This window comes from Micromonospora sp. ZG13 (assembly GCF_059359355.1).
This window is the reverse complement of the sequence record NZ_JCADBQ010000006.1, coordinates 121,019-135,461: the sequence shown is the minus strand read 5'-3', so window position 1 is coordinate 135,461 and position 14,443 is coordinate 121,019. Positions and strand designations below refer to the sequence as shown.

The 14,443-nt window shown below is 70.9% G+C and carries 21 protein-coding genes and 1 pseudogene; all 22 read right to left on the bottom strand.

The features are described 5' to 3' along the window. Positions 1 to 151 precede the first annotated feature (151 nt). Positions 152 to 368: pseudogene (locus AC5L34_RS15545) on the bottom strand (hypothetical protein); the annotation flags it as partial. A gap of 211 nt (positions 369 to 579) precedes the next feature. Continuing rightward, positions 580 to 933, bottom strand: coding sequence for a nuclear transport factor 2 family protein (locus tag AC5L34_RS15540; RefSeq protein WP_441175967.1), 354 nt, complete (start codon positions 931 to 933; stop codon positions 580 to 582). Between the two features lie 500 nt (positions 934 to 1,433). Further along, complete coding sequence (locus AC5L34_RS15535; protein WP_494825557.1) at positions 1,434 to 1,937, bottom strand: hypothetical protein; 504 nt, start codon at positions 1,935 to 1,937, stop codon at positions 1,434 to 1,436. 14 nt (positions 1,938 to 1,951) lie between these two features. Then, complete coding sequence (locus AC5L34_RS15530) at positions 1,952 to 2,365, bottom strand: hypothetical protein (protein ID WP_494825555.1); 414 nt, start codon at positions 2,363 to 2,365, stop codon at positions 1,952 to 1,954. Between the two features lies 1 nt (position 2,366). After that, a complete protein-coding gene (locus AC5L34_RS15525; RefSeq protein ID WP_494825553.1) occupies positions 2,367 to 2,636 on the bottom strand; it encodes a hypothetical protein in 270 nt (89 codons plus the stop codon). Further along, a complete protein-coding gene (locus AC5L34_RS15520) occupies positions 2,633 to 2,779 on the bottom strand; it encodes a DUF6011 domain-containing protein (protein ID WP_157747084.1) in 147 nt (48 codons plus the stop codon). Before AC5L34_RS15520 ends, AC5L34_RS15525 begins: the two co-directional genes overlap by 4 nt. Before the next feature lie 3 nt (positions 2,780 to 2,782). Next, a complete protein-coding gene (locus AC5L34_RS15515; RefSeq protein WP_494825551.1) occupies positions 2,783 to 3,055 on the bottom strand; it encodes a hypothetical protein in 273 nt (90 codons plus the stop codon). A gap of 29 nt (positions 3,056 to 3,084) precedes the next feature. Continuing rightward, a complete protein-coding gene (locus tag AC5L34_RS15510) occupies positions 3,085 to 3,369 on the bottom strand; it encodes a hypothetical protein (protein ID WP_494825550.1) in 285 nt (94 codons plus the stop codon). After that, positions 3,366 to 3,839 carry a hypothetical protein gene (locus AC5L34_RS15505; protein ID WP_494825548.1) on the bottom strand — a complete coding sequence of 158 codons (474 nt, stop codon included), beginning with the start codon at positions 3,837 to 3,839 and terminating at the stop codon, positions 3,366 to 3,368. The genes AC5L34_RS15510 and AC5L34_RS15505 overlap by 4 nt, the downstream gene beginning before the upstream one ends. A 487-nt stretch (positions 3,840 to 4,326) precedes the next feature. After that, entirely contained in the window at positions 4,327 to 5,400 is a 1,074-nt protein-coding gene (locus AC5L34_RS15500) for a ParB/RepB/Spo0J family partition protein (RefSeq protein ID WP_494825546.1), read from the bottom strand. Between the two features lie 107 nt (positions 5,401 to 5,507). Further along, positions 5,508 to 5,780, bottom strand: coding sequence for a hypothetical protein (locus tag AC5L34_RS15495; RefSeq protein ID WP_494825544.1), 273 nt, complete (start codon positions 5,778 to 5,780; stop codon positions 5,508 to 5,510). 227 nt (positions 5,781 to 6,007) lie between these two features. Beyond that, positions 6,008 to 6,916, bottom strand: coding sequence for a recombinase family protein (locus AC5L34_RS15490; RefSeq protein WP_172896462.1), 909 nt, complete (start codon positions 6,914 to 6,916; stop codon positions 6,008 to 6,010). A 561-nt stretch (positions 6,917 to 7,477) separates the two neighbouring features. Continuing rightward, positions 7,478 to 7,882, bottom strand: coding sequence for a hypothetical protein (locus tag AC5L34_RS15485; RefSeq protein ID WP_494825542.1), 405 nt, complete (start codon positions 7,880 to 7,882; stop codon positions 7,478 to 7,480). Between the two features lie 14 nt (positions 7,883 to 7,896). Then, positions 7,897 to 9,051: a DUF2637 domain-containing protein gene (locus tag AC5L34_RS15480; RefSeq protein ID WP_494825540.1), complete on the bottom strand. Its 1,155-nt coding sequence runs from the start codon at positions 9,049 to 9,051 to the stop codon at positions 7,897 to 7,899. A gap of 136 nt (positions 9,052 to 9,187) precedes the next feature. Further along, positions 9,188 to 9,478: a hypothetical protein gene (locus AC5L34_RS15475; protein ID WP_494825538.1), complete on the bottom strand. Its 291-nt coding sequence runs from the start codon at positions 9,476 to 9,478 to the stop codon at positions 9,188 to 9,190. Positions 9,479 to 9,558: 80 nt separating this feature from the next. Beyond that, a complete protein-coding gene (locus AC5L34_RS15470; RefSeq protein WP_494825536.1) occupies positions 9,559 to 9,798 on the bottom strand; it encodes a hypothetical protein in 240 nt (79 codons plus the stop codon). A gap of 226 nt (positions 9,799 to 10,024) precedes the next feature. Then, positions 10,025 to 10,339: a hypothetical protein gene (locus AC5L34_RS15465; protein ID WP_494825534.1), complete on the bottom strand. Its 315-nt coding sequence runs from the start codon at positions 10,337 to 10,339 to the stop codon at positions 10,025 to 10,027. A gap of 70 nt (positions 10,340 to 10,409) precedes the next feature. Then, positions 10,410 to 10,946, bottom strand: coding sequence for a hypothetical protein (locus AC5L34_RS15460; protein WP_494825532.1), 537 nt, complete (start codon positions 10,944 to 10,946; stop codon positions 10,410 to 10,412). After that, entirely contained in the window at positions 10,943 to 11,965 is a 1,023-nt protein-coding gene (locus AC5L34_RS15455; RefSeq protein WP_494825531.1) for an AAA family ATPase, read from the bottom strand. Before AC5L34_RS15455 ends, AC5L34_RS15460 begins: the two co-directional genes overlap by 4 nt. A 282-nt stretch (positions 11,966 to 12,247) precedes the next feature. Beyond that, positions 12,248 to 12,934 (bottom strand): hypothetical protein, encoded by a 687-nt coding sequence (locus AC5L34_RS15450; RefSeq protein WP_494825530.1) that lies wholly within the window; start codon positions 12,932 to 12,934, stop codon positions 12,248 to 12,250. A gap of 189 nt (positions 12,935 to 13,123) precedes the next feature. After that, a complete protein-coding gene (locus tag AC5L34_RS15445) occupies positions 13,124 to 13,426 on the bottom strand; it encodes a hypothetical protein (protein WP_494825528.1) in 303 nt (100 codons plus the stop codon). 339 nt (positions 13,427 to 13,765) lie between these two features. Next, entirely contained in the window at positions 13,766 to 14,431 is a 666-nt protein-coding gene (locus AC5L34_RS15440) for a hypothetical protein (protein ID WP_494825526.1), read from the bottom strand. Positions 14,432 to 14,443 lie beyond the last annotated feature (12 nt).

Here is a 14,443-nt window from a genome sequence, read left to right as displayed (position 1 = left end):
CGCACGCCGGACGTCCGGGGCGCGCACCACCCCGGCACGACATCGAGTGACCGGCCTCGTGCGCGGGTCTGCCGCAGACAAGGCGCGAGGTCGGCGCCCCTCACTGCTCGGTAAATACCAGCGCAGACAACGTTCGGCAGCCGAAAGAACCGTGCTCGTCGAGTTCCGGCAGGGTGTGGCGGGTAAGAACGCGTGCGTCCTCCGGGGCGCAGGAGAAGTAGATCTTGTTGCGGGCGTTGGCCGAGGCGGCGGCGAGGAGATCTTTGGGAACTGGGCAAGGTCCTGGTGGGACAGCACGAGGGACAGCCGGCACAGCGGGCTTCGGCGAGCATGGTGTCCAGGGAGTTGGCGAGGGGTGACAAATTCCGGGTGAAAGTCGGCCCGCAGCGCCCTGGCAGAAGAAGGTCAACCGCCGCTCACGCCCGCATCCGCGCCATCGGTGAACGCGCCAACGCCACCTCCAAAACCTGAAAGTCCTGACAAAGCTGCGCTGCTACCCACGCCGCGCCACCGATCGTGCACTCCATCCTCGTCCTTCATCACCTCGAGAACGCGGTACACCGCAGTTGAAAAGGCTCCCTAGACCGGGACGAAGGTGGCGGCCAACACCCGCCAGTTGCCGTCCTCACGCACCCAAAGTCGGGTGTAGCGCAACCGCGCGGACATAGCGACACCGCCCTGAACGGCATCCACCGCAGCGACCATGCGAGTCACCCCAGTCTGACCGTCATCCTGGACGCCGAGCGACTCCTCCACCAGCCTGGTGATTCGCAGTGCACCGGAGCGATAGCTCTCCAAGTCGTCTTCCTTCGTAAAGACCGTGCCGTCCGGTCCGGCACCCACCACCTGCGGGTGCAGTAGCACGTCGAGGGACTCGACGTCGGCAGCGCGCTGGGCGGCTTGGAGTTGCCGTTCCGCGGTGCGGAGATCCATCCACCGATCCTCCGCAGCGCGCCGCAACAAGACAAGCGGGTTCGCTCGCGGCAGAACCCTGCTGGAGACCCGCCAGGACGCCGTCGCTTCCGGAACCGCCACGGACCCGGTGCCGACCTCGCGGGCACGGCGACCGCTCTCCATGCGCAGGCGACCTCGTGCACGCCCTGCGAGACGCCGAGCCGGAACACAAGCTGAAGGTCTACCGCAGCCTCGGGCTGCACCTGTCGTACGACCCGGAAACACGAACGGTGCGGGCAAGTGTTGACCTTGCCGCGCACCGTTGGGATTCGGTTCGTGTCCGAGGGGGGACTTGAACCCCGCGTAGACAGCGTTCTGACCTGCGGCGATCCTATCGACCCTGCTCAGCATGTGTCTACTCGTGGCCGCTTGTAGCCGCTTGTAGCCCTCTGTTCCCGCCCGTGATCCCGCCGGGATCACCGTTGATCTTGCCCACGCGAACGGGGCCGGCGCACCGCGCCGGCCCCGCTGCTGTACGGCTACAGTTCCACGGCTCCGTGAACCGTGTCGGCCGCGTCGACCGGGACTTCCTCCCAGCACCAGATGCTGCCCATCACCACGTACCGGCCGCGCTCGTTCGGCGCGATCCGCAGGTACGGCTCGTCCTCGCCGAGGGCGCGCCGGTCGACGACGATCACGTCACCGTCCCACCACATCGGGCAGACATCGGCGTCGAGCGCCCGGCTCAGCCTCGGCTCCGTCAGGCCGGACGTCGCGTAGACGGCTCGCCAGTGCCGGCGGGCGTGCTCCTGGTCGGTCACCACCGCGGCGGCGACGTCGCGGGTGCATTCCCACACCGCCCAGCCGCTCCAGCGGCCGATCAGCGTGCCGGCGTACGCCGACTCGAAGCGGCGGCCGCCGTCGTACGGGTACTCCAGCCACTCCCCCGCGAAGTACCCGGACTCGCCGGGTTGCAGGGCGCGGTCGAGGTCGAGCGGCGGGGCTGCCTCGGTCACGCGAGGGGCCTCAAGAGTCAGTTCCACGTGAACTCCTTCGGTCAGTCGAACAGGGTCGGGGCGGGCGGCTCGGGCAGCTCCGCCAGTTCGGGGACTTCCTGGCCGGTCTGCTCCTGCCACCAGGCCGCGAACATGCGCCGGTGGCACCACGCGTTCGGCGGCGGCACCGACAGGTCGCAGAAGCAGAGCAGGACCAGGCGCTCATCGCCGGCGACGTCGGCGATGGCCGCCAGGTCGTCGGCGATGACGTCAACGCCGGCCGCTTCCAGCCGCTCGACGTAGATGTACCGGTACGGCGCCTCGTCGAGCTTCAACATCGCGTAGCTCGGGGCGAGGACCCGCGCGTACCCGGCCAGGTCGTACGGCAGCGGGAAGCGCGGAGCGCCGACGGTCGTGCGGACCGGGGCGCCCTGATCCGGCCTGAACCGCTGGTAGCGGCTCGTGAACAGCTTCAACTCATCCTCCATGTTGAGGTGACTCGTGGTCGTTGTAGAGATGCACGATCTTCGGGACCAGCTCCTCCAGGTGCGCGGCGAGCGCATCCACGGCGGACGCGACGACCGCCGGCGGGCCGGTGATGGTCAGCAGCTCCAGCTCGGTGATCTCGTCGCCCTCGGCGACGTCGACCGCTCCCCCGTCTCCGGGCAGCGGCGGCAGCGGCATGACCGCCTTCGCCGTCACCTGCGGGATGTAGAGCCCGTCGTTGATCCTGAACACGACGCTCATGCCCCTGCTCCCATCACCAGTCGCCGCCGCCGGCACTTCGGTCCGACCCGCTCAGCGCGGGCCCGCTTCGTGCGCAGCAGTCGCCCGCAGTCCTCGCACTCCACCGGCTCTTCGTCCGGGCTGGCCGCCACCTGGTCAGGCATCGGCTACCTCCTCCCTCGCAGCCGGGCGGCGGTCGCCCGGCACCATCCGCGGTCGACGCCGAGCCGCTCCGCCACCTCGTCGGGCTGGTAGCCGTCGACCAGGTAGCGGGTGGCCAGCTTCGCCACGGCGTCGTCGACCGGAGCGGCGTCGGCGGGCGGCCGGGTGGCCGCGGGCCGGCTCCGGCGCGGCGGCAGCTCGGCTCCCGTCTCGCGCCGGGTGGCGCGGGCCCGGGCCAGTGCCCGGTCCCGCGCCGTCTCCGGTTGCGTGCCGGCCACTACCGGGCCCGCCGCCGTCGGTGCCGCAGCTACCGCCGGTACTCGACGTGCATCACCCGCAGCCGAACCCGGCGCTGGTCCGCCAGGCGGACTAGCGGGGCGGCGAGCCGGCGCACGGCGGCAACGATCCGGCGGAGCACGGCGACCAGCCCGCGGTACGCGACCCGGGCCGCCTCGACTCGCCGGGCGAGGACTTCGGCGAACTGCCGCCACACCTCGGCGACCTGCCGGCCCAGCCGCTCCAGGGCTGCCCGGATGCGGGCGACCTGCTCCGGGTCGAACTGCGGCGCGCGGACGACGGCGGGCGCGGTCACGCCGCCACCCTCGCCTCGGCGTTGGCTTCGGCCGGCGTGGGCAGCGCGACGACCGCCGTCGGCTGCTCTGCCAGCCACTCCCGGCCGACGCGCGCCAGCCGTTCGACCAGCTCGTTGCGCACCTTCTCGGCGCCCTCGGCGAACTGCTCCAGGTGGGCGACCACCCCCCGGTAGTCGGGGTCGGTCTCGGCCTTCTGCCTCGCCGACGGGAGCAGCCACCGCTCGTTGGCGGCCACCTCCATGTCGGCGACGTCGCACGCGAACGCGATGCCGCGCAGCTCGGCTGCCTTGTGGATCGCGTCGACCACGGCGGTGGCCAGGTCGCGGGCGTCCCGCTCGCGCAGGTCCAGGGCGAGGTCTTCCGCCATCGTGGTCAGCGCCGTGGTGGCCAGCTCGCGGACCGCGATGTAGCCGGGCAGGGCCGCCTTGACCTGGCGGGCCTCCTCTTCGATCTTTACGTTCCGGCTCACGCGACGTCACCTCGCGCTCCTGGGTGGCCGCAGTCAAGCATTGCGGCCGTACAGCTTGCGGGCACAGTGGCCCCCTCTCCGTTGGGTTGCTCCGGCAGCTGGGCTGCCCTGACTTCCGCGACGAGCGCCGGACCGGCGTGGGTGTCGAACACTGCGTGGAGGGCGACCCGGAAGGCCGCCGGCCCGAGCGGGACCGCGTTCAGCATCCGCGCCTGCCTGTACAGCTCGGCCTGCGCTCCTCGCATCGCCTGCTGGAGTTCGGCCGGCGAGTCCGGCAGCGGCCAGGCCCACAGGACCGTGACCACTCCGCACGCACCGATGACCTCCAACAGACGGGGGTTATACATAAACATTGTACACCAGTACACCCCCTCGGTCAAATTGTGACCGTACAGGTCACGGCCCCTATCAGGGGTTCAGCACGCCGGCCCGGACGCGCAGGAGCGCCCCGCGCTGATCGCGCGGGGCGCTCGCCGCTCTGCCTACGTCAGTGCTGGCACACCGAGCACCAGCCGTGCTCCTGCACCGCGTCGTCGTGGCCCTCCCACGTGCAGTTCGGGTCGACCCTCGGCAGGTCGCCCGGCACCGGCGTCACGTCGACGACCTCGGCCGGGATCGCCACCACGGCCTCCGGGTCCAGCTCCACCTTGACCGCCGCCGCGATCGCCTGCGCCTTGCGCAGCTTCGCCGACACCTTCCCCGCCGCCGTCCGCAGGTGGTCGACGCGCTGCCGGTACGCGGCCACGCCGCCGTCGGCGCCGGCGAGCAGCTTCGCCAGCTCCATTTCGTCCAGCTGCGCCAGCTCGGCCAGGATCTCGCCGGCCGCCGCCAGGCGGTCGATCTTGCTGACGACCTTCTTTCGCTTCTCGACGATCTTCTCCTGCGCTTCCTCGCCGTGCTCCTCCTTGTCGAGCTGGAAGAACTCGGCCTGCTCCTCGGCCGCCTTGCACGCCTTGGCGAACGCCTCCGCGTCCCGCGCCGACGAGAACTCGCCGCGCGCCCACTTCACCAGGAACCGCCGCTGCTGGTCGGCGGACAGCCGGCACACGTACCAGGCGACGCCCACCTGGAGCTGCCCCTTGGCCACCAGCTGCTTCGCGTCGTCGATCAGCCCGAGCAGGTCGATCCGCCACCCGACGTACGGCACGCTCTTACCGAACAGCTCGGCGATCGCCCCCGTCTCCCAGCCGGCCTGGGCGAGGCGCGCGTAGGCCGCGGCCTCCTCCATCGGCGTCATGTCCTGCCGGTTGACGTTCTCGGCGACCTGCGCGATGAACGCCGCCTCGTCGTCCATCTCCCAGACCATCGCGGCCAGGTCCTCGATGCCGCCCTGCTGGGCGGCCCGCCACCGCCGCTCGCCGACGACAAGGCGGTAGGTGCCCGCCTTGGCCGTCTTGCGGACGGCGACCGGCTGGAGCTGGCCCAGCTTCTTCATCGAGGCCGCCAGCTCGGTCAGCTCCTCCTCGCTGAACAGCTTGCGAGGCTGGTCGGGGTCCGCCTCGATCTTGGCGACCGGAATGGTCCGCAGGGTCGGCTTCTTCGCCGTCGCGGTCGCAACCATCGTGTTCCTCCACAGTGAACGATGTACGCGTGTCGTACACATTCATTGTAGTCAGAAAACGATCTTGCCGTCAATACTTTATGTATGAACTCGGGGCTGTGACCGGCCTAGATCGCCACAGCATGTGGGGCGACCACACTGACGTCGGCCACGAGTGGCAGCAAGGCGACTGTCACCCCGGACACGACTTTCCCGGCCCGGTCCCTGACCGACGAGCCTCCGCGGGTCTGACCGGCCAGGTGCGGCGCAGGTCGCAGCAGCGCCGCGATCCGCTCAAGCCGGTCATCGCCCATCTCAACGTCGTCCACTCGGCCCGACTCCAGCTCAGCCTCTATCCGCTGCGCCAGCGTCAGCACCTCGATCGTGCGCTTGCGTGGCAAAACCTGATCCCCGCCATTCCGCTTCGATGCGCCAGCGTTCCCACCGTGACCGCACTACCTACGGTCGGACTTAAGGCGCTCCTAATCGAATGATGACGAGATCGTAAACCGCACCACACGGACCGCAACAGCCTTGGTCGGCGAGGTCGAAGGAAGCTTTCAGCCTGTAACCGACAGTGCAAAGTTCCCTTCAGCAATGAAACGCCGAGGCTGGTACCATGCCGCGCTCACTTCCAGACGAACTCCAGACGGTCCAGGTCAAGCTGCGACGACCCCGCCCGGGTGGCCGGCTTGACGATCACTCGGTCGAGCACCAGCGCGAGCAGTTCCCGGCGCCGCTCCAGCGGCGCGTCGACCCACCACTCGGCCAGCGCCTCCGGCGTGGCGGCCGGCAAGGACTCCAGCCGCGCCGCCTGGGCCAGGTTCTCGCGGATGGCCTTCTGCTCCGCCTTGACCTCGGCCTCGATCGCTTTCAACGTGACCAGGCTGATCTCTCGCTTGGCGTACGCCTGGCCGGCCTCGGCCAGGCGCTCGTCGAGGGCGTCCAGCGCCTCCGCCACCTGCACGTCGCCGCGCACGGCGGAACGGACCGCCGCCTCCAGGCGGGCACGCACCTTCGGCGACGCCAGCCGGGCCAACGCCCGCGCCGTGACCTCTTCCTCCAGGGCCTCGGCGGCGATACGGATGCGACCACACCCGTAGCTCGGGCTTCCAGCCCGACACACGTACCCGCGCTTACCGCTGTTGCTCGGCTGCGTATAGAGAGACTTCCCACACATGTGCGGACCGTTATCGTCGGCGCCCTGTAGCGGGTACCCACATTGGAGGAACCCGCCAGACAGGAGGTACTTACGCACGTTGGTGGCGAACGGCTGCTTGCGGGCCGGGTCGTCCAGGAGCTTGACCAGCTCATGGTGCGTCTTCTCGTCGAGGATCGCCGCCCACTGCCCTGCACCCACCACCTCCCCGTGGTAGGTCTTGAGCCCGGCGAGCCGCGGGTTCCGCATGAGCCGCGACAGCGACTGCTGGGTCCACGGCCGACCGGCCGACGTCCTGACATCCCGCGCCCGCAAATCCGCAACCACTGACCGCATACTCTCGCCGCCCAGCACCCGCTTGGCGATGTCGCGGATCACTACCGCCTCAGGCTCAATGACCTCTCGGCCTGTCTCGTCGTACCCATAGCAACGCAACGTCCCCGACCCCCGGGCCTGCCTGGGCGACCGCCTGCCGAGCTGGGAGGCAGTCGCCGCACGGATGTGTCGCCTACTGCTCGACCGGCGAACGCTGCCGAACTGGCGGGGAGGGACCAGCAGACCCGTCGCCTCGGCGGGGGGGAATCACCGCTGCGATCGGTCGACAGGAGCACCAGCCGGGGAGAGGCTGGCCCCTACGGTAGCAGTGCCGCAACGCACCGTGCTACGTACGCCTACGTATATGTTCCGTTCACAGTTGACCGTAATACTGCCGGCCGACCTCATACCCAGGGGGGATCGCCCCGGAACGCCAGAAGGGCTCGGAATCCCCGATTAGCTGGGATTCCGAGCCCTTCGTGACGCTTCCGCCCCGCGCTACCCCGTTGGGCGGATCGGCCAGGGGTTAAGTCCCCCGACTGCGGCCTGGCCGACCCGCCCAGCGACCGACCGGGACGCGATCAGTACGGTCACATTACCTGATTGCGCCCATACGGGTAACGGCTACAGAGACACCCACTGGTCGCCCTCGCGGTACTGGATCTCCACGCAGCCGTAGTTCGGCTCGCCGAAGTCGTCCAGCGGTCCGAAGTCCTCGTCGCTGCCCGGCTCGCCCTGCGTCCAGATCAGGCCCTCGTACACCACGCCGCGCTCCGCCGGATCGACGTCCTTCCCGTCCGCGATCGCGCTCGCGTCGATGTCGCCGCCGTCGAGCATCCGCCAGCGGCGACCCTCCGTACGGGCGCGCTCGATCACCGCCTCCGTCGCCTGGCGCGGGCCCGCCGTGCCGACCTCCGACTCCCACGTGCCGTGCAGCTCGTGATCCCGGTCCCGGGTAATCACCCAGGCGTACGGGTGCTCGGGGAACTGGGCCGCCCGCTCGGCCTGGATCATCGCCATCGACACCATCTGTCTCTCCTCCTCTACGCGACCCCGGCGCCGGCCGGCACCAGGGCTTCCTGCTCGTCGGTTTCGCCGGCGACGTCGCCGGCTGTCTTCATCGCCTGGATCTCGGCCCGCGCCTCCTTGATGCGGTTCCGACCCCACCGCTCGCTCCGGCGGAACTTCTGGCCGAGGGCCTGGCCGGTCAGCGGGCGCCCGGCGGCCACTGAGTCCCGCCACTCCTTGCGGGCGGCAGCCCACAGCTCCTCGGCCGCCGCGTCCGGGGACACCGGCACCGGGTCGGGCGGCGGCAGCGGCAGCTCCTGCTGCTGCCGGTTCGGCCACGGCTCGGGCGGCACCACCGCGTCCATGCGCGGCATCGGCACCCGGGCCGCCGCCGGCAGCGGTACCGGCAGCCCTTCCGGCAGCGACACCGGCTCGGGCTCCAGCGCGGGGTCCGGATCCGGCACCGGCTCGGCCGCCGGCACCGGCACCGGGTCCGGCAGCGGCACCGGGTCCGGCAGCGGCACGGGCTCGGCCGCCGGCACCGGCTCGGGCTCGGCAGCCGGCAACGGCACCGGCTCGGGCTCGGCAGCCGGCAGCGGCACCGGGTCGGCGGCCGGCAACGGCACCGGCACCGGGTCGGCGTCGGCCGCCGGCAACGGCACCGGGTCGGCGTCGGCCGCCGGCACCGGCACCGAGGCGACAGCGGCAGGCGACGGCACCGGGGCCGGCGGCACCGACGCGCCGGCAGCCGCCAGGGCGAGGGCGCGCTCGGCTGCGACCGCCGTGCGCCGCTGGTGCGCGAGCACCATCAGCCCGATCGACGCCACCAGCGCCAGGCCGTCGACGGACAGCGGCAGGGTGCTCGCCGTAAGGCTGTCCTCGCCATAGGCCAGGGCCAGGGCCTTCATGTGCCGGTAGCTGGCGACTGCGGCGACGCCGGCAACGATCACCGTCCCGACGATCTGCGTGCCCCTCGCCAGCGGGTGCCGCGGTGCCGGCACCCGCATCATCACTTCGGAGCACAGCAGCAGCGCCAGCGGCGGCCAGCCGGCAACGAACTTCTGCCCGACGCCGGCACCGGCGTGCGCGATGTTCGCCGCGAGGGACGCGCCGATGCCGGCAACGAATGCCGACCAGGCGACCACCCACGCGCCCTTGCTTGGCCGCTCCGGCAGGTTGGTCTTCTCCACGTGAACCACTCCTGCACCTACCCGGCAGCCAAGGCCAGTCGTGCCGGCAGAGCTGCCGGCACCTCGTTCCACTCCATCGGTTCTCCTCCAACAGGTCGGGGCCGCCCGGGTTGCCCCGGGCGGCCCTCGTCGGTCACTACAGGCGGGTGAGCGTCTCCCCCACCAGCGGCCCGCGCTCGGCCACCGCCCGCTCGTGCTCGAACAGGTGGTCGACGCACAGCAGCTCGGTCTGCTTCCATGGGTCCAGCTCCAGGCCCTCCTCCGGGTCGAGCAGGCACAGCCCGCCGTCCCCGCACTTCTCGCCGTCGTGCTCGGTCACCAGGCGGGCGACGGCCACCGCGGTGCACCGGCCGCCGTCCTCCTCGGGGACGAACTCGGCGTTGAAGGTCGGGATCACGATGCGGCGGGTGCAGGTCTGGGCGGTCATCTTCGGCTCCTCAGGTCAGGTCGGGCTCGGGGTCGGGCAGGGAAAGGGCGGGCGCGCTCGAGGCGCGCCCGCCGGCTCGGTCAGCGGTAGCGGTTGAGGGTCACCGTGTACTCGCGGCCGTCGGTCAGCCGCAGCACGACGCCGTTGTCCCGCGTCATGAAGCCCGCGTCGGCCAGCGTCTGGACCTCGCGGACCTCGACCGGCTCGTCGTCGTTGTCGACAAGCGGCTCGTCGCCGATCGACTCGGCGGCCGTCTCCAGGTCGAGGTCCTCGACGGCGACCCGCAGGGCGCGCTCCAGGATCTCCTCGTAGCTCAGCATCGGACTGACTCCTTCACGCAGGATGAGGGGCAGTGCATACATATTCATTGTATGCGTCCGACACTCTTCCCGTACAGTTTTTATGTACGCCTCGGGCCGTGTAGCAGGTCACACAGGCCGCGCCACCCCCGTCCACGGAGGCCGCCGAACGGCCACGGTCGGGTAGTGGAGTGAGGAGGGAGGCGCGACCCGGCTTAGGCGGGCTGTGGCCGGGCGGGGCGGACGGTCACTGCGCCGACCGCTCCCCCAGCCGCCGGGCGTCCAGCTCGGTCGCCGCCTCCAGCAGCCACGCCGGCGGGCCCGGCCGCAGGCCCGCCGGCCGGGCCAGCGCCCGGCCGCCCGGCGCGGTCCGTTCGGCGCCGCACGCCCGGCAGTTGGTCGTCAGCCACACCAGGCCGCCGCCCTCCTGCGCCGATCCGTCGAGCAGGCCCGCGCAGCCGTCGCACACGCCCACCGCGCCGGCCTCGGCGGCCGCGGCGGCCGCGGTGAACGCCTCCACGTCGACCAGGCCGTCACGCACCAGCCTCGCGTCGATCGCCACCGCTACCTCCTGGCCTCCGATGTGGAGCGGGGCCGGACGAAGGTCGCCCCTCGCCCGGCCCCGCACCGCCCTACTCCTGCGGACTCGCCGGCAAGGCCAGCAGGTCCGGCAGCGCCAGCCGACCATCCCGGTAGGCCCGCGCCACCTCCTCACGGCCGCCCTTCTTGAAGGTCAGCGTCGTCGACGGCGGCGGCGGCTCCGCGACCTCCACGAAGTCGAGGACGCGGCCCGTCTCGCCGTCGACCACCGTGCCGTCCGGCTCGACCTTCATCCGGCCGAGCAGCGCCTTGCGCCACGCCGGCCGCACCGACTCCACCGGCGCCGGGGTCGTCACCTGGACCTCCGAGGGGTGTTCCTGCTTGCACCAGGCCAGGAACCCGGCCTCGTCGACCACGTAGCCCGTCTTCGGCTCGGAGAGCGTCACCTGCGCCACGGGCGCGTCGTGGCCCGGCAGCCGGACCTCGATCGTCTTGACGCCGAACGACTGGTTCAAGCCGACCATGCCGGCGTCGGCCTCGGCCCGGGCCAGGTCGTAGACCTTCTTCACCTCGTCGAGCAGCGCCTTGAGCACCGCCGCCCGCATCGCTCGCTCCTGCGGCCCCTTCACCGGCCCGCTCCCGCCGTCTCGGGCTGCCGGCCGTTGGCGGCCGGCGTGCCGGCCGCCTCGGTCAGCGCGCTGTCGAGCTGGGTGCCCGGGGCCTCCGCCGCGCGCCGGGCGGCCGTGATCTCCGCGCCCCGCTGGTTGAAGGCGTCGCGCAGCCTCTGCGTCTTGCCGAGCCGCTGCGCCCGCTGCCACAGCACCGCCAGGTCCTCGCGCGACGAGCACGCCGCGAGGGCCTTCGGCCAGTCGAGGTCCTTCGGCGGCTCGCCGTTGTCCAGCCAGTCGAGCAGCTGGTGGCCCAGCTCCGCGCCCGGCTTGTGGATCACCTGGTCGGCCAGGGCGTCGCACCGGCTCTTCGTTACCCGCAGGTAGTGGCCCTGGTCGAGGTCGCCCACCAGGTCGAACTCGTACTCCAGCCCGTCGCGCTGGTCAGGCTGCATCCCCAGCTTGGACACCTGCTTGCGGCCGTCCGCGCCTTCGGTGATCTCGTACTTCTGCTTGGACCGCAGGCACACCACGACGTGTCCGGGGAAGCTCATCAGCGCCTCGATGTACGCCCGCTCGATCGGGCGCACGTCCTTCCAGCCGTCCATCGACCGGCCGCCGTGGTTACGGGCGAACAGGTCGACCAGCTCCAAGATGCCGCCCGGCCCGAACCAGTAGTGCGAGGCCGAGTCGAGCATGAAGCCCGTGAAGCCCGCCACCGCCGCCTCGTCGATCAGCTCGACGAGCTGCCGGGGGTCGTACCTGACCGGGCTGATCTTCGAGAAGCCGTAGCCGCCGGCCTCCTCGGGCGTCATGTCGCCGACGCCGGGCAGCTCCGGGTTGACCGCGTACTTGTCGGCCGAGTCCCGCTCGGTGTCGACGAAAGCGATCCGCTCGATGCCCTCCGCGATCGTCATTGCGCCGGTCAGCGTGTACAGCAGCTTGAGGCCGGTCAGCGTCTTGCCCGCGCCGCTCGGCCCGGCGAGGGCGATGCGCGCCTTCGCCTTCTTCCGGGTGGCTGGCATGAACCGTGAACTCATCCTTCGTTCCTTTCCACGTGAACGAACCTACATAGATTCTATACGGTCGCAATAGACGACCGTAGCCCTACACCCTGAGGGCAACAAAAACGGCGGCGTGACCCGCGCAGGCTTCACTCCCGACGGCGGCCGGCATGGCGCAGTCGGGACGCCAGCAGATCACCGGCGCGCCCAGCTCAGTGCATCCGCCCTGCTCGGAGTGTCGCCAGTCGTCCCCGGCGGGGACGAGTTCGCCGCTGCACGTCACGCACTGCGCGACGTCGACCGGCGCGAGGTGGACCCTCACTCCCCGATCACTCTCCTTGCCTCCTCGGGCACGGCCCGCAGCGCGGGCCCGTGCAGCGGAGCCGACTTCCTGCACCCGGGATGAGCACAGGAGCCATTCGGCCCCTCGACGTACCGGTGGTCGACACCGCTCGCGGCGCGGCGGCCAACCGTTTCTTGTTCCCTGTATGTCTTGCGTCCGCGTGGCGGACCAACTCGGTCCGCCTGGCGGACTAGTTCTAGTCCGCGACCCGGACTAGAACCGCCCTTCACTAGTCCGTCCACCGGACTACCAGACCTGGGCGATTCGGGCGCGGCTGGTCCGGCACGCGGACCAACTACGCCCCGCTCGGTGAGCCTCCGCAACAGATCCGGCGGCACTCCCATGCGGTACACCGTGCGGGCCTTCTTGCGCCGGGCGTCCGCGACCGTCGGCCGATCGCGCCACACCCACTTGTTCTCCGGGCGCTCCTCGTCGCCCTCGCCGACCTTGCCCTCCAGCAGGTTCAGATACTTCGCCACCGACGACCGGGAGAGCCCGGTCGCCTTCTGCAAGTCGGTCAGGCTCGGCGTGAACTGCTCGGGGATCGTCGCCGTGGCCGCGTCGGACCACGTGAGCAGCGTCAGGATGAGCTGCCGGCCGGGAGGGTCGAGCGTGCAGAGCTCGTGCCTCACCGCGCGCTCGACCGTCCAACGGTCCACCATGCAGGCGGCCTCTCTGTGCAGCGCCGCCAGCGCACCGTCGCCCGAACTGGCGTACGATGCGCGTGCGACCCGTTTCTCCGTTGCGGGCTCCACTCCGGCCCCGCCAGATGACCGCCTGGCGGGGTCGACGCGTTTCCGGCACCCTACACCCGCCATATACGGCCGCAATGGGTTCCGGCGTGCTCATACCTACGCCGCCTCGTCGTCGGCTTCGAGGACGTCCCACGGGTCCCACACGATCGTCCGCTTCGTCTCATCGGCCCAGGCGTAGATCGTCGTGAGCTTCCACTGCGGGTTGTTGCTGACCTCGCCGTCCTCCTTGGGCAGCTGACCCTTGGACCGCCACTGGTACGGCGTGTTGTCCTTCACGCCGAACATGCGGACCAGCTCCTTGAGCCCGATCATCACTGGCAGCTCCAGCGGGCCCGGCGTCATCAGATCGGCCGCGATCTTCCGCGTGACCGCCTTGAGCTTGACCTGGTTCACCCTCACTGTTCCTCTCCCCCCACGGCCGGATGCCATACAAGGTCAATGTACGGCACCCTCCGGGGACGCTTAGGCCGCCACCCTGGCGGCGCAGTACGGCACGCGACACACCAGGTCGCGCGCCATGCTCAGCCGTGACCTGCTCACCATTCCTCCTGTCGAGAGCGGGGACATGTACAAAGACATTGTATGCGACGGGGGCCATGCTGTCAATATTGTATGTACGGCCGGCGGGTCGCATTGCCCGCCGCTCGCCCCGGCGGCTATGCTGGCCACTCCACGTGAACGCAGAGCAGCCCCGGATTTCGCGGTCCGGGGCTGCACTGTTTCTCGGGCTCGCTCGGGCTACGTCACCGCTGGGGCGTGCGGGTACTTCGCCGCCTCCCCACAGGCCCTGATCTCGACGTACCGAGGGCGTCCCGGCGCGCCGATGTGCGTCGCCGTTCCCGCGCTCGCCTCCAGCGTCACCTCGATCGTCGCGTCCAGGTCGGTGTCCGCGTCCCGCCTGATGTACCGCGTCCCGTCGCAGCTCATCACCGACGCGCCCTCCCCCCGGTGCCGGTAGAACTCGCCCAGCGCCTGCCCGCCCCTCCGCAGCCGGAACTGCACGAGCGCCCCCGCCGTCGACGTGGTGAAGCCGCCACCCAGCTCCACGCGATACGCCGTCCGTGCCCTCAGCCTCATCGGCACCGTCATGATCGTCGTGACCGCGGTGACCGGATCGGAGTTGGCGTCCGACCACGCCAGCCCGTCCGGCCCGCTGCCCGGCGCCGGCGGGCCCGCCCACCCCACGATGTGGTTCCCCGCCGGCGGTGACTTCACCACCATCACCCGCGCGCCCACAGCGACCGGACCCACCATCGACACCACCCGGATCGGCACAGTGTCGCCGTCGTGCAGCGCCCGGACCGTACCGTCGCCAGCGACGCTGACCACCCGCGCCGGCCGCAGCCGCCAGGTCAGCCCCAGCCGCGCCATGCGCTCGAGGACGGCTTCTGCGATCGCCTTCACCGGCACCCCCGC